The following is a 19,373-nucleotide window of genomic DNA, read 5'->3' on the forward strand; positions in this document are numbered from 1 at the left end:
CTCAGTCTCCGTCAAGCGAATTGAACCCCGCGGCGACGCCCAGTGTCGGACCGAGGTCCGACCGGGCCAGGCTGCGGATGGCCTCGATGTCCTGCTGGATCACCTCGATTTTCAGCCGGCTTTGCGGTTCGGCGACCCCCGCGAAGACCGGGTCATCCAGCGCGTCGAGCCGCGCGAGCGCTTTGTCGAAGGCGTCGTCGAGGCTTTGCGTCACTTCGGGGTGGCCCGCGGCCAGCCGGTCGGCCAGATCGCGCAGCGACACGAGGCTGAGGCGCACGTGTCGGGCGGACCGGCCCGAGCGCCAGGCTTCGGCGCGGGCGGGATAGGAACGCTCGAACGTGCCGAGCGGACGTCCCAGCCGGGTCTCGGCGGTAAATTCCAACCCCGAAGTCAGGGCGGTGAAGAGCTGTTGCAACACCTCTTGGTCGGAGCGGTAGGCGGCGTCGGGACCGGGATCCGTCATTTCCGCGGCATAGCTGTCGTGCCAGTCAGCGCGGATGCTGCCGGCCGTCGTGGCGATGTCGCCGGTCACGGCGCGCACGAGGCCGCAGACATAGGCGCCATCCGCGCGGTCGGTCATGTCGGTGTCGTAGATCAGGTAGTCGAGTGCGTAGAACCCCCGCGCAGCGATCGACACCTGGGCAAAGCCTTCGGGCGTGTCGATCACCGGGTCACGGTCGGCGATCAGACCTGCCAACGCCCGGGGCGTGGCACCCCGGCTGTCGGGCCAGAACGCGAGCGCGAAGCCGCGGTCGCCCACTTCGGTCGGGCCGAAACGCAGGTGGCTGGCGCTGACCCAGGCGTCGAAGCTGTCCTGATAGGCCGCGCGCAGCGTGGGAGAGGCGATCTCGCAATCCTCCTGCGCCACGTCGGCAAGGGTATGTGCCTGCTCTGCAAGGGCATCCACACGCGGGAGGATGTGGTTTTCGACGACGTCGGCGACCATGCCCGGGGCGTCCTGCTGGGCGAAGGCGCCAAACGGCAACAACAGCGCGGTTGCAAGGATTGTAAGGCGATTCATAAGCTCTCCAGAAATGCGATCAGCGCATCGCGCTCGTCGGCGGGCAGGTCGATGACCGTATCGCGCTGATCCTGCGCTTCTCCGCCGTGCCAGAGTATCGCCTCCAGCAGCGACCGCGCGCGGCCGTCGTGCAGGAAATAGGTGTGGCCGCTGACCTCCTGCGTCATACCGATACCCCAAAGCGGCGGCGTGCGCCACTCCGTTCCGCTTGCCCGCGCCTCCGGGCGGTTGTCGGCCAGACCCGGGCCCATGTCGTGCAGAAGCATGTCGGTGAAGGGCCATATGAGCTGGAAACTCTGTTCGGGCTGGTCCTTCAGCCGGTGGGTGACGAAGCTGGGCTGGTGGCAGGCCGTGCATCCGGTTTCGTAAAATACCCGCTTGCCCCGGAGCACCTGCGGATCGTCCACGTCACGCCGTTCCGGCACACCGAGGTTCCGGCTGTAGTAGGTGACAAGGTCTAGCCCCTCGGCGTCGATCTCGGTGCCGCGCAGGTCGCCGTCGCCATGGATCGCGGCCTGGCAGTCGGCTTGCAGGTCGGTGCATTCTCCCGCGCCGGCGGTGAACAGCGGATTTGAAATGCCGATATCCCCGATGAAAGCCGACGCCGATTGTTCCAGGATCGACGGGTTGCCCGCCTTGTGACCGAAGCGGCCCAGCATGGGTTTGTCGAGGGCCATGGACCAGACGATGTTGGGCCGCCCGGAAATACCGTTGCCGTCCGCGTCGTCCGGGTCCGCCAGGGCAAGGATGTCGGCGGCGGGGATCGCTTCGAGCAGGCCCATGCCGATCATCTGCGGGGCGACCCGCGGGCTGAGCATCGCGTCGGGATGCAGCGGACCGTAGCCGAGATCCGCGGCACGGTAGGTCGGGTGCCTGAGCGACACGACGCTGCCGTCGGCCAGCGTTACCGGCTCCTCGGTATAGGTGATGTCGAGCCTGTATTCGGCCGGCAGGCCCTGAACGGCGAAGTCCTGAAGCTGAGTGCCGTAGGTCGGTTCGGGACGGCTGGCGATGTAGCCCTCGATCTCGTCGATGGCGTCTTCTTCGCCACCGGGAATGGAGACCCTCAGGAACATCGAGATCGCAGTGTCGTCCCCCGCCTCTGGCGGGTGGCCGCGCCCGTCCTTGATATGGCACCGCTGGCAGGACCGCGCGTTGTAAAGGGGGCCGAGGCCATCCGAGGCAAGAGTGGAGGAGGGGGCGGACACCCAGAGCTTCCGGAACAGCCCGTTGCCGACCTTGAAGGTCAGCTCGTCCTCGAAGCCGATGTTGCCGGAAGGTTGTGAAAAGGCGTCCGCCGTCCTGCGCGCCCGTACCGTTGCCGCACCGGCGGACAGGTGTTCGTATTTCGATGGCCGGGTGAAATCGGTGGGCGGCGCGGTGACATCGGCGATCCGGGCGGTCTCCTCTGCCGTGCGGGGCACAACGTCGAGGTGGGAGTCGTCCAAAGGGGGCAGGTTCTGAGCCAGCGCCGCCGACCCGATCGACAGGGCCAGCGGCAAAAGGGGCCGGCACAGCCGGTGCGTGCGGCGTGACGGGCGGCTGGCCTGATCGGGCCTCTTGGCGCGAAAGGATTGGCTGACCGTCATTTAGGCACCCCTTGAGTTAGAAAGATACGACCGCCGCCAGGCCGACCGCCGTGGATTTTACCCCGCCCACGTCGAAACGGGCGACGCCGAAGTTGATTTCCGTGCGGTCATTCAGGGCGCGGTCTACACCAAGCGCCAGCATGGTGTCACGGCCCGCCCCGGAGGTGTCGACCACGGTACCGGTGCCCGAGAATGTCCACTGGTCCAGCGCATAGGCCGCGCCGAGGGTGGTGTAGGTGGCATCGGCCCCCGTGCCGCCCGCGCCGTTGAAATGCGCGACTTCGCCGATCATGTCCCAGCCGTTGCCGAAGTCATGGGCGACGCCGGCGACCAGTCCGTTTTCATCCGACACGTCGCCGATGCCTGCTGACAGGTGCCGTGCGCCGACCCAGGCCGAGGTCGCGCCGAAGCTGTGGGTGTATTGCACCGCCGCATTGTTCAGCTTGCCGGTGTTGCCCACACCGCCCGCGGCCGCGGAGTTGCGCCCGCGCCGGTCGCCGATGCTGTCGCTGAGAAACGTGTCGTCAGGGTAGAACAGCGCCACCGAAAGAGTACCGTCGCTGCCGATCGGGGTATCGACGACGGCGCCGATCATTTCGGAGAGTTCATAGTCCTCGGCCAGCGAGGTGCCGTAGTAGCCCGGCGTCGCGTCCCATGCGACGCCGAAGACCGGGCTGAGCTTGCCCAGCGACAGCGTGGTCTCGCCAAAGGCGAAGCTGAGACCCAGCGTATCGACGTAAAGCCCCAGATCTTCGAAGGCGCGGTCGTCGGTCGCGTCGGTGATGGATTCCAGCGTCAGCCCGCCGAACGCGGTGACGCGGTCGGTGATCGCGGCCTCGAAGGCGGCCTCGATGCTGATGTAGGTATCGCTGAATTCCGCCGTCGGATCATCGGAACTGACGGTGCTGTCCACGCCGACCTCGACGCTGCCTTCCCAAGTGAAGGCGCTGTCCTGTGCCGATGCCGATTGCGCACCGAGTATCGCGAGGCTGCAAAGCCCCGCCAAGTTCAACTGTTTTTTCATTCTTGTTGTCCTGAGGAGGGGAGGGGGGCGCTGGCAATTTGCTGCCAGCGCACCGGATTATTGGAAAACGGCGTTCGGATTGTCGAGACTGTCCGACCCTTCGAAGGCGAGTTGATCGAGGCCAAGCTCATTTACGAGGCGCTCGATGGTGCGGGTCTGATCGATCAGGCCGTTCACGCCCCCCAAGATGAGCGTTTCGCCACCCGCGTTGCCCCGTTCGAGCATCTGGTCATAGGCGAAGCCCGCCTCGGCGGCGGTCTTGATCTTGCCCAGGGCCATCATGGTCGTCGCGAGCTTCTCCTGCATTTCGCGGTCAAGCTCGGGGTTGGTTTCGGCCACCAGATCCGACAGGGAAGGGCCCGAGACGGTGGTGCCGTCCACGCGGACATATTCGCCGAGGTAGGTGTTCTGCACGCCCAGCCCGTCGTAGTAGTGGCTGTTGTGCGTGTTGTCGGAGAAGCAGTCGTGCTCTTCTTCGGGGTCGTTCAGCATCAGGCCGAGGCGCATCCGCTCGCCTGCCTGCTCGCCGTAGGACAGTGACCCCATCCCGGTCAGCATTGCCACGAGGCCCGCATCCACGTTCTCCAGCAGGTTCGCGCGTGCCTCGCCGCCATCGGCCCACTGGCCGGCCATCCATTCGAGGTCCGACACCAGCAGGTCCGTGGCGGCAACGAGGTAGTCGGCGCGCCGGTCGCAGTTGCCGTTGGTGCAGTCGGCGCCGGTGGCATAGTCCGTCCAGGAACGGTTGCCCGCGCCGGGGGCGTGGCCGTTCAGATCCTGGCCCCAGAGCAGGAATTCGATGGCGTGGTAACCGGTGGCGACATTCGCCTCGATGCCGTCGGCCTCGTGCAGCGTATCCGACAGGAGGGCAGGGGTGATCTGGGTCGCGTCCACTTCGCTGCCGGACAGGGTGAAGGTCGGGTTCGCCACCACGTTCAGTGCCGCCAGCCCGTTCTCGTCGGACGGCCCGCCATAGCTGTTGTCGACATAATCGATCAGCCCCTCGTCCAGCGGCCATGCGTTCACCTTGCCCTCCCAGTCGTCGACAATCGCATTGCCGAAGCGGTAGACCTCGGATTGCTGGTACGGCACCCGGGCCGCGATCCAGGCTTGCCGCGCCTGTGTCAGACCCTCTGCCGAGGGCGCCGCGACGAATTCAGCGACCGCGTCCTGCAGGCGCTTGGCGGTGGTCAGGCTGTCCTCGTATTTCGCCGATGCGATGTCGGCGTAGTTTTCGATCACCGCGGTCTTTTCCACGGCCAGCGCCGGGGTGGCGACGGCCAGAAAGGCGGCGGTGGAAAGCAGGGTGGAGCGGGTCATGGGGTGTCCTTTCGTCTTGGGGCCGCCGTGCCGCGGGCGGGGGTGAGGCCGCAATCGGCCTCTGGCGCGTGGGTGGCGCGCCCGCGGTCGAGTCGGGGCTGGCTGGTCCCGTTATATCTGACCGAATTGATAAGGAAACTGTTTCTGACGAAAAAAGTCGGAATATTTCTCCGGTATCCCGGGGCGCGATGCATCTTGCGGACCTCGCGCGGAAGTAGCTGGAGCTTGCCGCTTACCTGCCGCGACGCAGGGACGGGTGGCGGGTTCCCGCCCGGCCGCACCGGGGCAATCTACCGCCAAGAGATGTCGCCTTTGTCGGTCGGGCAGACCGGCACGGGAAAAAATTCAACTTTTCGCGACAGCGCTGACGCAAATTTCCTCTCCGCCAAACCCCTGAGAACAGCCAATTTCTGATCTTGGCCATCTGGGCGCGAAAATTGTTCCAAGCTGTTTGAAAAAGATCGGGCGGAACATCGCCGACTCCGACTTGTTGCGCCACCAGAGGAACTGCCGGCTCTCGGCGTTGGCGCGTCACCGGTCGTTTAACACTTTGAAACTTTGAGGAGATCTACATGACCATCCGCACATTTTCTGCCAGCAAGCTGTTGCTCGGCGTCTCGGCGCTGACCCTTGCTGCCGCGTTGCCCGCATCCGCCCAGCAATCAAATTCGACCCCGGTACAGGGTGGCGAAGTGGTCGTTGAGCAAAAGGATGCCGAAGTCGATGTGACCGTTCCGGAACCCGACGTGAACGTCACACAGGGTCAACCCGTCGTGACCGTGGAACAGCCGCAGCCGGAAATCACCGTCGAAGTGCCCGAACCCACCGTGCGCGTCGAGCAGCAGGCACCGGTCATCACGGTCGAGCAGGCGCAGCCGCAGATTACCGTGGCCATTCCCGAGCCGGTCGTCACCATCGCGGTGCCGAATCCCGAGGTCGACGTGAACACGGGCGAGCCGAAGGTGGACCTCGACCAGCCGGAACCGGTCGTTCGCTTCGTCCGTCCCGAGCCCAAAATCACCGTTCAGGAGAGCGAGCCGAACATCCAGGTCGAAGGCGCAGACGCACAGGTCGACGTGGCCGAGGCGGAAGAAGCCAAGGTCGACGTGAGCCAGGCCGACGCGCAGGTCAACGTCGAGCAGACGGGCGACGCCAATGTCGTCATGGACGAAGCCGAAGAGCCGCAAGTCAACGTCGAGCGCGCCGAGGGTGCCGACATCAACGTGACGCAGGAAGAAGCGCAGATCGTGATGAAGGACTACAACGCGGACGAACAGGGCAACATGTCCGAAGACGACAAGGCGCGCTATGCGGACGAAACGCAGAACCTGCCGATCTTTGACATGACCGTCGGCGAACTGGTGGGTCGCAGCGTGGCGACCGAAAACGGCGAAGACGTCGGCGAAGTCGACTACATCGGCGTGCGTGGCGATACCGTCGTGGCGATCGTGGGTGTCGGCGGTTTCCTTGGCATGGGCGAGAACGAGGTCGCCGTGCCGGTGAACCAGATGCTGGTCCGCGAGACCGAGCTGATCGTGCCCGGCACCACCGAAGATCGTCTCGAGAGCATGCCGGAATTCGACGAATCCGAAGTGCGCCTGCTTGATGCGGATATCCGTCTGGCAGAGGAAGTCGGTCTCGACTGATACCGCCTTTGGTCAAGAGTGAAGGGGAGGCTTTCGGGCCTCCCCTTTTTCGTGCGCAGAGACAGCAACGGGCGCGGTGAAGGTCAGTTGTGCGGACATTGCTGTCATGTTCAACATCCGAAACAGGTCGCGCCCGAACCGAGGGGTGGGCGAGAAGCGCCCGCCCCGTGGGGGCGGTTCGGGCGCTGCCAAAGCTCTGCTTTGGCAATGGATATTCACTCTGAGAGCACAGGTATGGGCTCGAAACGGTCATTGTGCTCCGGACGGCTGAGGGATCACCCCGCGCGTCATGCAATGAAAAAGGGGGCCCATCGGCCCCCTTTGTACACCTGCGGTGCGGCGGTCGGCCTCAGGCCGCTGCCTGTGCCTCGGGGCCGAAACGGCCGTAGAAGGTCTGGTTCTTCTCGGCCATCTCGCGCAGCAGGTCGGGGCACTTGAAGCGGGGGCCGAACTTGGCCTCCAGCTGGTCGCACCGTTCCGCCGCATAGGGGGTGCCGATCATGTCCAGCCAGGAGAACGGGCCGCCGGACCACGGGGCAAAGCCCCAGCCGAGGATCGCGCCCACGTCGCCTTCGCGGATGTCCATCAGCACGCCTTCCTCCAGCGCGCGCACGGCTTCCAGCACCTGCACGAACATCAGCCGGTCCTGGATTTCCTGAAGGTCCGGTTGTTCGTCGGCCACCGGGTACTTGTCATGGATGCCTTTCCAGTAGCCTAGGCGCTTGCCCTTCTCGTCGTAGTCGAAATACCCGGCCTTGGCCTTGCGGCCCAGACGCCCGAGGTCTTCCATCCAGACGATCAGGTCGTCCGCTTCGGACGCGGGGTATTCGTTGCCCATCGCCGCCTTCGTCGCGCGCATGATCTTGGTTGCCAGATCGATCGACGTCTCGTCGCCAAGCTGCACCGGCCCCACGGGGAAGCCCAGCAGCTGCGCCGCGTTGTCGATCAGCACGGGCGCGACCCCTTCGGTGATCATGCGGTTCGCTTCATTGCCGTAGGGGATGATGCAGCGGTTGGCATAGAAGAACCGCGCGTCGTTGACCACGATGGGTGTCTTGCGGATTTGCCGGACGTAATCGAGCGCCTTGGCCACCGCGCGGTCGCCGGTCTTCTCGCCCTTGATGATCTCGACCAGCGCCATGCGCTCCACGGGGCTGAAGAAGTGGATGCCGATGAACTGGTCTGCGCGGCTCGATGCCTCGGCGAGGCTCGTGATCGGCAGGGTCGAGGTGTTGGAGGCAAAGATGCAATCCTCCGGGATCACCGCCTCGACCTTCTGGGTCATCTCGGCCTTCACCTTGGGGTCTTCGAAGACCGCTTCGATAATCAGGTCGCAACCCTTGAGCGCGTCCAGATCAGGGGTGGCCGTGATCAGCCCGAGGGCGGCTTCTTTCTTTTCCGGGGTGGATTTCTTCTTGGCAATGCCCTTGTCGAAATAAGCTTCGGCATAGCCCTTGCCCTTGTCGGCAGCGGCCTGGTCACGGTCGATCAGCACCACTTCGATCCCGGCCTGTGCCGACACCAGCGCGATGCCCGCGCCCATCATGCCCGCGCCCAGCACGCCCAGCTTCTTCACCCGCTGGTCCGCGACGCCTTCGGGGCGCACGGCACCCTTCTCCAGCGCCTCCTTGTTCAGGAACAGCGACCGGATCATGGCCGAAGAAGACGGGTTCATCAGGACGTGGGTGAACCAGCGCGCCTCGATCTTGAGCGCGGTGTCGAAGTCGACCAGCGCCCCTTCATAGACCGCCGACAGCAGCGCCTTGGCGGCGGGGTAGACACCCTTGGTGTTGGAATTGACCATGGCGGAGGCGCCCACGAAGGTCATGAAACCCGCCGGGTGGTAAGGTGCGCCGCCGGGCATCTTGTAGCCCTTGGCATCCCAGGGTTTGACCAGGTCCGCGTCCTTGGCATTCAGCACCCAGTCCTTTGCGGCGGCGACCGGGTCATCCGCGACCTCGTCGATCAGGCCCGCCTTCACGGCAGCCTCGGGCGCGACCATCTTGCCTTCCAGCAGGAAGGGGGAGGCGGCCATCGCGCCCAGCTTGCGCGAGACACGGGTGGTGCCGCCCGCGCCGGGGAAGATGCCGACCATGATTTCCGGCAGGCCGATCCGCGCCTTGGGATTGTTGGCGGCAAAGATGCGGTGCGTGGCCAGCGGCAGCTCAAGCCCGATGCCCGCGGCCGTGCCGGGCAGGGCGGCGGCGATGGGTTTGCCGCCGGTCAGCTTCTTGGGGTCCATGCCCGCACGCTCGATCTTGCGCAGCAGGGCGTGCATCTTCATCGTGCCCTCGAACAGGCCCTTCGCAGGGTCGTCTCCCGCGTCCTGCTTCATCTTGGCCAGCAGGTTCAGGTCCATGCCACCGGCAAAGGAACCGTCCTTGCCCGACGTGATGACGATGCCCTTGACGGTCTCGTCGGCGAGGGCGTCGTCGATCAGGGCATCCAGCTCGGCCAGTCCGTCGATGGACATCACGTTCATGGATTTGCCGGGCACGTCCCAGGTGATGATGGCAACGCCGTCGGCATCGGTCTTCATGGTGAAATCGGTCATTCGATATGTCCTCTAGTCTGTTTTCTGCATGCCTGTGATGGCGTCCATCCGGTCCATCCAGTCGGCATGTCCAATGGTGTGTGCGGTGCTGACCGCGCGCCAGACCCGCCCAGATCGCCGCAGCGTGATGCAGGAGCGGTAGGGCGCGATGAAAAGCTGGTCGTTCCGGTACAGCTGGGTCTCGTAGATGCCGGTAGCCAGATCGGCCCCCAGCATCGTGGTGGCGGTGACCCGGTGGCTGAGATCGTGGAAGCCGAGTTGGTGCAGGCCGATGCGGAACAGGTGGAAATGTTCGCGCATGTCCTGCCGGCGCACGAAGGTGCGGGTCTCCCGCGCGGTGATGACCTGGTAGGGCAGTTCGATCATGGACAGGTAGCCGTCGGCGTCATCCTCGCGGATGATGCCGATGACCTTGTCCATGAACGCCTGCAGGTTCAGCATCACACGCGCTCGATGATGGTACCCGCGCCCATGCCCGACGCGATGCAGAGCGTCGCCAGACCGACTTCCTTGTCGGAACGCTCCAGCTCGTCCAGCAGGGTGCCGATGATCATCGCGCCGGTCGCGCCCAGAGGGTGACCCATGGCGATCGCGCCGCCGTTCACGTTGACCCGGTCGTGGTCCACGTCGAAGGCCTGCATGAAGCGCAGGACGACCGAAGCGAAGGCCTCGTTCACCTCGAAGAGGTCGATGTCCTTGATGGACATGCCGTTGTCCCTGAGGATCTTCTCCGTCACCGGCACGGGCCCGGTCAGCATGATGGTGGGATCGGTGCCGATCTTGGCGGTGGCGCGGATGCGGGCACGCGGCTTGAGGCCGTGCTTCTCTCCGAACTCCTTGGTGCCGATCAGAACGGCCGCTGCGCCGTCCACGATCCCGCTGGAATTGCCCGCGTGGTGGATATGGTTGATCTTTTCCAGGTGCGGGTACTTCATCATCGCGATCTTGTCGAAACCCGGCATGACCTCGCCCATGGCCTGGAACGCGGGGTTCAGGCTGCCGAGGCTCTGCATGTCGGTTTCGGGGCGCATGTATTCGTCACGGTCCAGGATGGTGAGGCCGTTCTGGTCGCGGACGGTGATGACGGACTTATCGAAACGACCGTCCTTCCAGGCCGCCGCCGCGCGCTGCTGGCTTGCCATGGCAAGCTGGTCGGCATCGTCACGGGTAAAACCGTATTCGGTGGCGATGATGTCCGCCGAGATGCCCTGCGGAACGAAGTACTTTTCCATCGCGATGGACGGATCGACGGCGATGGCCGCGCCGTCGCTGCCCATGGCCACGCGGCCCATCATCTCGACCCCGCCGGCGATGTAGGCTTCGCCCGCGCCGCCGCGCACCTGATTGGCGGCGAGGTTCACCGCCTCCATGCCGCTCGCGCAGAAGCGGTTGATGGCAAGGCCGGGGATCCGTTCGTCAAGGTCGGAGGCCAGCACGGCGGAGCGCGCAAGGCAGCCACCCTGTTCCATCACCTGGGTCACGTTGCCCCAGATCACGTCCTCGACGGCATGACCTTCGAGGTTGTTGCGTTCCTTGACCGCGTTCAGGGTCTGCGCGGAAAGCCGCAGCGCTGTCACCTCGTGCAGGGCGCCGTCCTTGCGGCCCTTGCCGCGGGGCGTGCGCAGGGCGTCGTAGATATATGCGTCTGTCATTGTGGTCACTTCCTTTCTTCAGGCCCGGTCAGCCGGGCTGCCGGGCATCAGGTCATAGGGTGCTTTCCACCCCGATTGTTCGGAAAGACGCGAGAGCCACGCGTCGATGTTCTTCCATTCGCTGCGGTCAAAGCCGAAGGGTTCGGGATAGTAGAGATAGCCGCAGCAGGTCAGGTCGGCGTTGGTCAGCCCGTCACCGACGATCCAGTCGCGGCCCTCGAGGTGGCTGTCGAGCACCGCGTAGGTTGACTTGAGCCGCCCGAGGTTGAAGTCGATGACCTCCTGCGGGCGCTTGTCCTCGGGCAGGAAGTTCATCAGGAACCGCGTCATCCCGGCCATCGAGCTGAGCTTGTGGTTGTCCCACAGGATCCAGCGCAGGATCTCGCGCCGCTCGGCCGCGTCGCGACCGCCGAACTTGCCGGATTTCTCCGACACGTAGTCCTGGATCACGCCCGACTGGGTGAGGCGGACATCTCCGTCGATCATCACCGGCGCCTCGCCCATGATGTTGAGCTCGTTGCGGAACTCCGGCGTGCGGCCCTGTCCGCCAAAGAAGTCTATCTTGACCGGCTCCCAGTCCAGGCCGGACAGTTCCAGCGCCAGCGCCGCCTTGTAGCTGTGGCCGGATTCGCCGAAGCAGTGGAGTTTGATGGTCATCTGCGTTCTCTCCTGTGTCTGGGGGCGGACCGGGGGTTTCACACCCCCGGACCCCCGTGGTATATTTACGGAACAATGAATGATTGCCCGGCGTCAGAAGCCGCGCGCGATCAGTTCCTTCATGATCTCGTTGGTGCCGCCGTAGATCCGCTGAACACGGGCGTCCGTCCACATCTCGGCGATGGCGTATTCCTGCATGAAGCCGTAGCCGCCGTGCAGTTGCAGGCAGTCGTCCAGCACTTCGCCCTGTGTGTCGGTCAGCCAGTATTTGGCCATCGCGGCCCGCTCGACCGTCAGGTCGCCGCGCAGATGTTCCGCGATGCAGGTGTCGAGAAAGGCGCGCGCCACCGCTGTCTTGGTCTTGCATTCGGCCAGCTTGAACCGTGTGTTCTGGAATTGCAGCAGGTTGCCGCCGAACGCCTGCCGCTCCTTGCAATAGTCGACGGTCAGCGCCACCGCGCCCTCCATCGAACCGACCGCTTCGCACCCGATGATCAGCCGTTCCTGGGGAAGCTGCTGCATCATCTGGTAGAACCCCTTGCCTTCCTCCTGGCCGAGAATGTTCTCCGGCGGGATCTCGACGTTGTCGAAGAACAGCTCGGACGTGTCGGACGCGTGTTTCCCGATCTTCTCGAGGTTGCGGCCACGGGTGAAGCCCTCGGCACCGTCGGTTTCGAGCACGACGAGCGACACCCCTTTGGAGCCTTCCGTGGGGTCGGTCTTGGCCGCCACGATGATGAGGTCGGCGTGCTGGCCATTGGTGATGAAGGTCTTCTGCCCGGACAGCCGGTAGGCGTTGCCGTCGCGGATGGCCTTGGTCCTGATCCGCTGCACGTCGGACCCGGCGGAGGGTTCGGTCATCGCCAGCGCGCCGACCATCTCGCCCGAGACCATCCGGGGCAGCCAGCGTTTCTTCTGCTCCTCGGTGCCGTAGGCGAGGATGTAGTGGGCCACGATCCCGGAATGGATGCCGTTGCCCCAGCTTGCCAGGTTGGCGCGTGCGCCTTCGATCAGGATCGCCGCCTCGTGGCCGAAGTCGCCGCCGGCGCCGCCGTATTCCTCGGGGATGGAGGGGCACAGAAGCCCCAGTTCACCGGCCTGCTGCCAGGTTTCCCGGTCCATTTCGCCCTGTTTGCGCCATTTCTCGAACTTCGGAGACCACTCCGTCCGGATGAAGGACGCGGCCATTTCTGCGATCATCCGGTGTTCGTCGGTCATCCAGCCCGATGGTGCCGTGCTCATGTCGTTCATGTTCCCTCCCCGGGGTCTTGTCCGTTCAGCGCTTGCGGTCGTCCAGATCCGCGTTGAAGAGGCGCAGCCGCGCGATCAGGTTCTCTTCGTTCATGACCGAGTTGAAGTTCTCGAACAGGAAGGAGAGCGCCTCGCCCTCGTCCAACCCGGCATCTGCACTGAACTTCTTGAGGCGGCGGTAGCCGTCCTCGGTCATGGCGACGGGAAAGCGGCGGGTGAGGCGAAAGCGTTTTGGCATTGTCTCTCCGGACTGTGGATCGGGCGGGGACCGGCCCCGCCCGACGATCTTAGAAGTTGGCTGCGTCCAGCGCCATAACCGTATCCGCCCCGGACTGGATGCGGGTCAGGTGCAGCGCGGTCGCTGGCAACTGACGTGCCATATAGTAGCGGCCGGTGGCCAGCTTTGTTTCGTAGAACGCCGCGTCGCCGGTGCCGTCCTTCAGCGCCTGCGTCGCCGCGAGGCCCATCCGGGCCCACATCAGCCCGAGGCAGACATGGCCGAACATGTGCATGAAGTCGTTCGAGCCGGCCAGCGCATGGTTGGGGTTCTTCATGCCATTCTGCATGAAGTACATCCCCGCCTGCTGCAGATCCTTGCTGGCCGCCTTCAGCGGGTCGAGGAACTGCTTGTCGAAATCGGCGTCCTGTCCCGCGTTCTGCTTGATGAAGTCCTTGACCATGTCGAAGAACGCCATGACGTGCTTGCCGCCGTCCTGCGCCAGCTTGCGGCCGACGAGGTCGAGTGCCTGAACGCCGTTCGCGCCTTCGTAGATCATGGCGATGCGGGCGTCGCGGGTGAACTGGGACATGCCCCATTCCTCGATGTAGCCGTGCCCGCCATAGACCTGCTGGGCCTTCACGGTCATGTCGTAGCCCTGGTCGGTCAGGAAGCCCTTGATGACCGGGGTCAGCAGCGACACGAGGCCGTCCGCCGCCTTGTCTTCCGAACGGTGCGCCGCGTCGATCATCGAGGCACCCCAGAGGATGAAGGCGCGCGCCCCTTCGACAAAGCTTTTCTGATCCATCAGGCTGCGGCGGATATCGGGGTGGACGATCAGCGGATCGGCGGGTTTGTCGGGGTATTCCGCCCCGGTCACCGCGCGTCCCTGCAGCCGGTCCTTGGCGTATTCCAGCGCGTTCTGATAGGCCACTTCGGCTTGCGCGAGGCCCTGCATCCCCACGCCGAGGCGGGCTTCGTTCATCATGGTGAACATGGCGCGCATGCCCTTGTGCTCCTCGCCCAGCAGGTAGCCGGTCGCACCGTCGTAGTTCATCACGCAGGTGGAGTTGCCGTGGATCCCCATCTTTTCCTCGATGGAGCCGACGGCCACGCCGTTGCGTTCGCCCAGCGACCCGTCCTCCTTGACGAGGAACTTCGGCACGATGAACAGGGACACGCCCTTGATCCCCTCGGGGCCGCCCTCGATCTTGGCCAGCACAAGGTGGATGATGTTGTCGGCCATGTCGTGTTCACCCGAGGAGATGAAGATCTTCTGCCCGGTGATCTTGTAGCTGCCATCATCCTGCGGCGCGGCCTTGGTGCGCATGAGGCCGAGGTCGGTCCCGCAATGCGGTTCGGTGAGGTTCATGGTGCCGGTCCACTCGCAGGAGACCATTTTCGGCAGGAACGTATCCTTCTGCTGGTCGGTGCCATGCGCCAGGATCGCCGACGCTGCACCATGGGTCAGGCCCTGGTACATGGTGAAGGCCTGGTTCGCGGCCGAGAACATCTCGCCCACCGCGGTGCCCATCACGTAGGGCATGTTCTGCCCGCCGTATTGTTCCGGCATGTCCAGACCCGGCCAGCCGCCTTCCTTGACCTGCTCAAACGCTTCCTTGAACCCCTTGGGCGTGTAGACGACGCCATTCTCCAGCCGGCAGCCTTCCTTGTCGCCTACCGCGTTCAGCGGCGCCAGAACGCCGGAGGTCAGCTTGCCGGCCTCTTCGAGGATGGCCGAGGTGAATTCGGCCTCCAGCTCATCGTAGCCGGGCGTGGCGCTGTCGGTGACCTTCAGCACGTCATGCAAGACGAATTGAAGGTCCTTCACTGGGGGGGTGTAGCTGGGCATGGGAATCTCCCTTTGACGTGTCTTGATGGGGTGGGGCGCTTATTCGGCGGCCTTGCGGGACTGGTTCATGGAGCCGATCATCTTCTCGCCCCACTTCAGCTGATCCTTGAGGTCGTCGATCGCCTCGTTGAGTTCGTCGCGTTGCGCTTCCATGTCGGCGAGGCGCGCGCGCGCGATGTCATAGGTGCGCGCGATCTGCGTCTGCTGCTGGTCGCCCATGTGGTAGAGGTCCAGCAGCTGCCGGATTTCCTCCAGCGAAAAGCCGAAGCGCTTGCCGCGCAGGATCAGTTTCAGCCGCGCGCGGTCACGCTTGGTGAACAGGCGCTTCTGCCCCTGCCGGATCGGGAACAGCAGTTCCTTTGCCTCGTAGAAACGCAGGGTGCGGGGTGTCACCTCGAAGGCGTCGCACATCTGGCGAATGGTCATCGTATCGGTTGTCATCACATCTGCTCTCATCAGAATTGCGTCTGGTTCGACGTCGATCTGGGAATACGAGACGGCTCTTACAACATCCGTTGACGTTTACGTAACATAGACGTCACGTCACTTTGGATGGACTTCCGCCCAAACCTCTGCGGTGGTTCCGAAATTCGTCCGCGCCGCGCCGCGCCGGGATCGGACCTTTCACTCAGTTTGCATTCCACATATTGCTCGTTTTCCTGTAGTATTGGGCAGCGGACCTGGTGGTTTATGTCTCCTGAAACGATAAAAGGTCTTGTAGGGCAGTGTGCGGACGCACCCGATCCGGAGCGTCTGTGGCAGGCCGTGCTCGCCTTTTTTCACAGCCGTGACATAGAGATGGTCAGTTACCACCTCGGCGACACGGCCGATCTGCCGGGCGGGCGCATGGGGTTCGTCGAGGACGGTTTCCCCGAGGCGTGGGTGTGTGAATACATCGAGTCGAACCTCAGGGTGATCGACCCAATTCCCGAATTGTCGAAAAGACTGTCGCGTCCCTTCCTGTGGTCCGAGATCGAGGCGCTCGGCGACCTGACCGAGCAGGAAGCGGCCTTCATGGAGCGCCGCAAGAAGTCGGACATCGGCGAGGGATTGGCGTTGCCCGTGTTCGGGCCAAAGGGTCGGAACGCGTACTTCGGGGTCGGTTTCGCCAAGTCGGCCCCGGCCCCGAATTCAAAACAGATCTTCGAGCTTCAATGCGCCGCGCAGGTCGCGCATCTGCGGTTTTGCGAGCTGATCGAGCCGCCGCGGCTTCGGGTCGACCTGTCGCCGCGCGAGCTCGAGATCCTGCGTTGGATGGCCCGGGGCAAGAGCAACGGCGTCATCGCCGAGATTCTCGGGATCTCGCGCCATACGGTTGACACCATGGGACGCAGGCTATTTGACAAATTGGATGTCAATGATCGTACGACTGCGGCAATCAAGGGACTGGGGTCGGGTCTGATACAGATCAGCAATCTGGATGTCGTGTAACGCATCTGCGCGACATGACCGCTCACGGAAACAGGGCTAAGCGGCCTGTCTACTCCCCGGATGCTGCAGGTGCAGCAAAATTCGAAAGGTTGCCATATGGATGACTCAGCGAATTCACTTTTGCACGGCGATCCTCGTCAGAATTTGCTTGAGGCCGCCAAACTCGTGGAAGACGCCGCTTACGAAATGGCTACCTCGCAGTCCAGCAGGCTGGTGTCCGAGCTGATCGTGATTGCCGCCGATCTGGACAGGATCGCCAGCAGCATGGCCCACCACCACGGCAAGCGAGATGGCGCGGCACGGGGCTGAGGCCGGATCGACCTTACGTCATCGCCGCGCGGGCACAGGCCCTCTGACTCAGGCGCCCCGCTTTTCGAGTTCCTCGACCGTTTCGTCATGCAGCCGCTGGAGTTCCGCCATCGCCTCGTCCAGCTGAGCGCGCTGCTCGGCCAGTTCCCCAAGCTGGCGTTCGGAGGCGGTAACCCACGCCCGCATCTGCGCCTCCGTGCCTTCCTTTTCATAGATCAGAAGCCACTGACGGATGCCTTCCAGCGAGAAGCCGAACTTGCGGCCGCGCAGGATCAGCTTCATCCGGGCGCATTCCCGCGGGCTGTAGAACCGGGACCGGCCTTCGCGTTCGGGATGCAGCAGTTCGATGTATTCGTAGTACCGCAGGGTCCGCGGGGTGACGTCGAAACGCTCGCACATCTGTTTGAAGGTCAGTCTGTCTTCGGTCATCTTCGGTCTCCCCGCGCGCAAGCTATGGTGCCGAATGTCCAAGCGCAACAGCCGGTCTTGTTCTTTGGCCGCGAGGCGCTGATAACGGTGCCCGAAAGGGAGCCAGATGACCGACACGACTTCACGCGCGAACCAGTTCATCCGTGCGTTGCCGCACGCGCGGGCACTGGGGATGGAATTGAAGGCCCTGCGCGACGGCACGGCCGTCATTTCCATGCCTTACGCAGACAAGCTGATCGGTGACCCGAACACCGGTGTGGTCCATGGCGGCGCGGTGTCCGCGCTGATGGACACGGCCTGCGGGGCGGCCGTCATGAGCCACCCCAGCAACCCGGCGGGGACGGCCACCATCGACCTGCGGATCGAATATCTGCGCGCCGCCACGCCGGGTCAGACCATCACCACCGAGGCGACCTGCTATCACGTGACCCGCTCCGTCGCCTTCGTGCGGGCGACCGCGACGGACGACAACACCGAAACGCCGGTGGCGACCGTGACAGGCACCTTCACCGTGGAGGGCGGCAAATGAGCAAACGTCGAGGACCGGAACCCGTGCAGGTCGTCAAGCAGCGCCGCGATTCGGTGCTGCGCGCGCTGGTCGATGGTGTCCCCTATATCCAGTTCATGGGCATCGGTTTCGAGCGGCGCGGGGATGAACTGACCGGCATCCTGCCTTTCAAGGAAGACCTGATCGGCAATCCGCTTCTGCCCGCGTTGCATGGCGGTGCCACGTCGGCCTTTCTCGAGGTGACGGCGATCATCACGCTGAGCTGGAGCTACATCTGGGAGGACATGGAAAACGGCGTGCTGGATGTCAGCGACGTCGGCAACGTCGATCTGCCCCGGTTGCCCAAGACCATCGACTTTACCGTCGACTACCTGCGTTCCGGATTGCCGCGCGACGCCTATGCCCGCGCCCGGATCAATCGGTCGGGCAGGCGCTATGCCAGTGTTCACGTGGAGGGTTGGCAGGACAACCGCGAGCGCATGTTCGCGCAGGCCACGGGCCATTTCCTGATGCCGCAGCGCAAGGCGTGACATGACCGAGCCGCTCCGCGAAAGCGAGGTGCGCGCGATCAGTACCGGCGCGCTGGCGCCGCGCGACGTCATCACCCACCGCCGCGTGCTCAACATCGCGCTGCCCATCGTCATTTCCAACGCCACCGTGCCGATACTGGGCGCGGTGGACACCGGGGTTGTCGGGCAGATCGGCCTTGCCGCGCCCGTGGGCGCCGTCGGGCTGGGCGCCATCATCCTCTCGGCGATATACTGGATTTTCGGCTTCCTGCGCATGGGCACTACCGGGCTGACCGCGCAAGCCTCGGGGCAGGGGGACGAGGCCGAGGTCGCCGCGCTGCTGACCCGCGGGCTGGTGATCGGTTTCGGGGCCGGCGTGCTTATCATCCTGTTGCAACTGCCCCTGTTCCTTGCCGCCTTCCGGGTGTCGCCGGGCAGCGCCGAGGTGGAAGGTCTCGCACAATCCTACATGGCGATCCGCGTCTGGTCGGCGCCGGCGGCCATCGCGCTCTATGCCATCACCGGCTGGCTGATCGCGCAAGAGCGCACCCGTGCCGTGCTGGCGATCCAGGTCGCGATGAACGGCATCAACATCGTGCTCGACCTGTGGTTCGTGCTGGGCCTCGACTGGGGCGTGCAGGGGGTCGCCGTGGCGACCTTCATCGCCGAATGGACCGGCGCGGCCCTCGGCCTCTGGTTCTGCCGCGCCGCCTTTTTTGGGACCGCATGGCGGAACTGGTCCCGTGTCTTCGACCGGGTGCGGTGGATCCGGATGGCGCGGCTCAATTCGGATATCCTGATCCGGTCCCTGCTGCTCGAGGCGATGTTCGTTTCCTTCATGTTCTTCGGGGCGGGCATGGGCGACGTCACGCTCGCGGCCAATCAGGTGCTGCTGCATTTCCTGATGATCACCTCCTACGGGCTCGATGGCTTCGCCTTTTCCGCCGAAGCGCTGGTGGGTCGCGCGATGGGGGCGGGGCGGCGCGACGTGCTGCGCCGGGGGGCGCTGGTCAGCACCGGCTGGGCCTACGCCACCTCCGTGCTGGCCTCGGCCGTGATCGCGCTCGCCGGGCCGCAGATCGTCGACCTGATGGTCAAGGCTCCCGAGGTGCAGCAGGCGGCCCGTCTCTACATGCCATACCTGGTGGTCCTGCCGGTGATCGCCTGCGCCGCCTTCATGCTGGACGGAATCTTCATCGGCGCCACCCGCTCGCGCGACATGCGCAACATGATGGCGGTCAGCTTTGCGTTCTACGTGGTGGCTGTGGCGCTGATGCTGCCGACGCTGGGCAATCACGGCCTGTGGCTGGCGCTTCTGATCGCCTTCATCGCCCGCGCCGTGACGCTCGGTCTGCGCTACCCGGCGCTGGAGCGGGCGGCGGGCTAGCCCGTCCCGCCTCTCGG

19 protein-coding genes are annotated in these 19,373 nt (G+C 64.5%); 6 read left to right on the forward strand and 13 right to left on the reverse strand.

Annotated elements, in window-relative coordinates:
* Position 1: 1 nt before the first annotated feature.
* Genes BOO69_RS04340 through BOO69_RS04355 form a run of 4 tightly spaced genes read right to left on the reverse strand, consistent with a single transcriptional unit; the run spans position 2 to position 4,954 of the window.
* Positions 2 to 1,021, reverse strand: a complete 1,020-nt coding sequence (locus BOO69_RS04340) for an imelysin family protein (RefSeq protein ID WP_071970646.1) — start codon at positions 1,019 to 1,021, stop codon at positions 2 to 4.
* Positions 1,018 to 2,610 (reverse strand): di-heme oxidoreductase family protein, encoded by a 1,593-nt coding sequence (locus BOO69_RS04345; RefSeq protein WP_083545447.1) that lies wholly within the window; start codon positions 2,608 to 2,610, stop codon positions 1,018 to 1,020. The genes BOO69_RS04340 and BOO69_RS04345 overlap by 4 nt, the downstream gene beginning before the upstream one ends.
* Before the next feature lie 16 nt (positions 2,611 to 2,626).
* On the reverse strand, positions 2,627 to 3,634 hold the full coding sequence (locus BOO69_RS04350; RefSeq protein WP_071970647.1) for a porin family protein: 1,008 nt from the start codon (positions 3,632 to 3,634) through the stop codon (positions 2,627 to 2,629).
* Between the two features lie 57 nt (positions 3,635 to 3,691).
* Complete coding sequence (locus BOO69_RS04355; protein ID WP_071970648.1) at positions 3,692 to 4,954, reverse strand: imelysin family protein; 1,263 nt, start codon at positions 4,952 to 4,954, stop codon at positions 3,692 to 3,694.
* Positions 4,955 to 5,526: 572 nt separating this feature from the next.
* Between BOO69_RS04355 and BOO69_RS04360 the strand changes: the two genes are divergently transcribed.
* Positions 5,527 to 6,600 (forward strand): PRC-barrel domain-containing protein, encoded by a 1,074-nt coding sequence (locus BOO69_RS04360; RefSeq protein ID WP_071970649.1) that lies wholly within the window; start codon positions 5,527 to 5,529, stop codon positions 6,598 to 6,600.
* 349 nt (positions 6,601 to 6,949) lie between these two features.
* Here BOO69_RS04360 and BOO69_RS04365 read toward each other — a convergent pair whose 3' ends face one another.
* The 8 genes from BOO69_RS04365 to BOO69_RS04400 all read right to left on the reverse strand — a co-directional run bounded on the left by BOO69_RS04365 (position 6,950) and on the right by BOO69_RS04400 (position 15,224).
* Positions 6,950 to 9,154 (reverse strand): 3-hydroxyacyl-CoA dehydrogenase NAD-binding domain-containing protein, encoded by a 2,205-nt coding sequence (locus BOO69_RS04365; RefSeq protein WP_071970650.1) that lies wholly within the window; start codon positions 9,152 to 9,154, stop codon positions 6,950 to 6,952.
* Positions 9,155 to 9,166: 12 nt separating this feature from the next.
* Positions 9,167 to 9,595 (reverse strand): hypothetical protein, encoded by a 429-nt coding sequence (locus BOO69_RS04370; RefSeq protein ID WP_071970652.1) that lies wholly within the window; start codon positions 9,593 to 9,595, stop codon positions 9,167 to 9,169.
* A complete protein-coding gene (locus BOO69_RS04375) occupies positions 9,595 to 10,806 on the reverse strand; it encodes an acetyl-CoA C-acetyltransferase (RefSeq protein ID WP_071970653.1) in 1,212 nt (403 codons plus the stop codon). Before BOO69_RS04375 ends, BOO69_RS04370 begins: the two co-directional genes overlap by 1 nt.
* An 18-nt stretch (positions 10,807 to 10,824) precedes the next feature.
* A complete protein-coding gene (locus tag BOO69_RS04380; RefSeq protein ID WP_071970655.1) occupies positions 10,825 to 11,463 on the reverse strand; it encodes a glutathione S-transferase family protein in 639 nt (212 codons plus the stop codon).
* 93 nt (positions 11,464 to 11,556) lie between these two features.
* Complete coding sequence (locus BOO69_RS04385) at positions 11,557 to 12,705, reverse strand: acyl-CoA dehydrogenase family protein (RefSeq protein ID WP_071973632.1); 1,149 nt, start codon at positions 12,703 to 12,705, stop codon at positions 11,557 to 11,559.
* 34 nt (positions 12,706 to 12,739) lie between these two features.
* Entirely contained in the window at positions 12,740 to 12,952 is a 213-nt protein-coding gene (locus BOO69_RS04390; protein ID WP_071970657.1) for a hypothetical protein, read from the reverse strand.
* A 49-nt stretch (positions 12,953 to 13,001) separates the two neighbouring features.
* Positions 13,002 to 14,783 (reverse strand): acyl-CoA dehydrogenase C-terminal domain-containing protein, encoded by a 1,782-nt coding sequence (locus BOO69_RS04395; protein WP_071970659.1) that lies wholly within the window; start codon positions 14,781 to 14,783, stop codon positions 13,002 to 13,004.
* Between the two features lie 39 nt (positions 14,784 to 14,822).
* Entirely contained in the window at positions 14,823 to 15,224 is a 402-nt protein-coding gene (locus BOO69_RS04400) for a MerR family transcriptional regulator (RefSeq protein ID WP_071970660.1), read from the reverse strand.
* A gap of 111 nt (positions 15,225 to 15,335) precedes the next feature.
* Between BOO69_RS04400 and BOO69_RS04405 the strand changes: the two genes are divergently transcribed.
* Together BOO69_RS04405 and BOO69_RS04410 are read left to right on the forward strand one after the other, a co-directional pair.
* Positions 15,336 to 16,214 carry a helix-turn-helix transcriptional regulator gene (locus tag BOO69_RS04405; protein ID WP_083545448.1) on the forward strand — a complete coding sequence of 293 codons (879 nt, stop codon included), beginning with the start codon at positions 15,336 to 15,338 and terminating at the stop codon, positions 16,212 to 16,214.
* Positions 16,215 to 16,310: 96 nt separating this feature from the next.
* Positions 16,311 to 16,523: a hypothetical protein gene (locus BOO69_RS04410; protein ID WP_071970662.1), complete on the forward strand. Its 213-nt coding sequence runs from the start codon at positions 16,311 to 16,313 to the stop codon at positions 16,521 to 16,523.
* Positions 16,524 to 16,571: 48 nt separating this feature from the next.
* On the opposite strand, the gene BOO69_RS04415 is transcribed toward BOO69_RS04410, so the two are convergent.
* Positions 16,572 to 16,952 (reverse strand): MerR family transcriptional regulator, encoded by a 381-nt coding sequence (locus BOO69_RS04415; RefSeq protein WP_071970664.1) that lies wholly within the window; start codon positions 16,950 to 16,952, stop codon positions 16,572 to 16,574.
* 106 nt (positions 16,953 to 17,058) lie between these two features.
* Here BOO69_RS04415 and BOO69_RS04420 point away from each other — a divergent pair, with 106 nt between their 5' ends.
* Genes BOO69_RS04420 through BOO69_RS04430 form a run of 3 tightly spaced genes read left to right on the forward strand, consistent with a single transcriptional unit; the run spans position 17,059 to position 19,356 of the window.
* Positions 17,059 to 17,481 carry a PaaI family thioesterase gene (locus tag BOO69_RS04420; protein WP_071970666.1) on the forward strand — a complete coding sequence of 141 codons (423 nt, stop codon included), beginning with the start codon at positions 17,059 to 17,061 and terminating at the stop codon, positions 17,479 to 17,481.
* Positions 17,478 to 17,990, forward strand: a complete 513-nt coding sequence (locus tag BOO69_RS04425) for a PaaI family thioesterase (RefSeq protein ID WP_071970670.1) — start codon at positions 17,478 to 17,480, stop codon at positions 17,988 to 17,990. Before BOO69_RS04420 ends, BOO69_RS04425 begins: the two co-directional genes overlap by 4 nt.
* Position 17,991: 1 nt before the next feature.
* Positions 17,992 to 19,356 carry an MATE family efflux transporter gene (locus BOO69_RS04430; RefSeq protein WP_071970672.1) on the forward strand — a complete coding sequence of 455 codons (1,365 nt, stop codon included), beginning with the start codon at positions 17,992 to 17,994 and terminating at the stop codon, positions 19,354 to 19,356.
* The last annotated feature ends 17 nt before the right edge of the window (positions 19,357 to 19,373 follow it).

The sequence above is a fragment of the Sulfitobacter alexandrii genome, assembly GCF_001886735.1.
Lineage (GTDB): Bacteria > Pseudomonadota > Alphaproteobacteria > Rhodobacterales > Rhodobacteraceae > Sulfitobacter > Sulfitobacter alexandrii.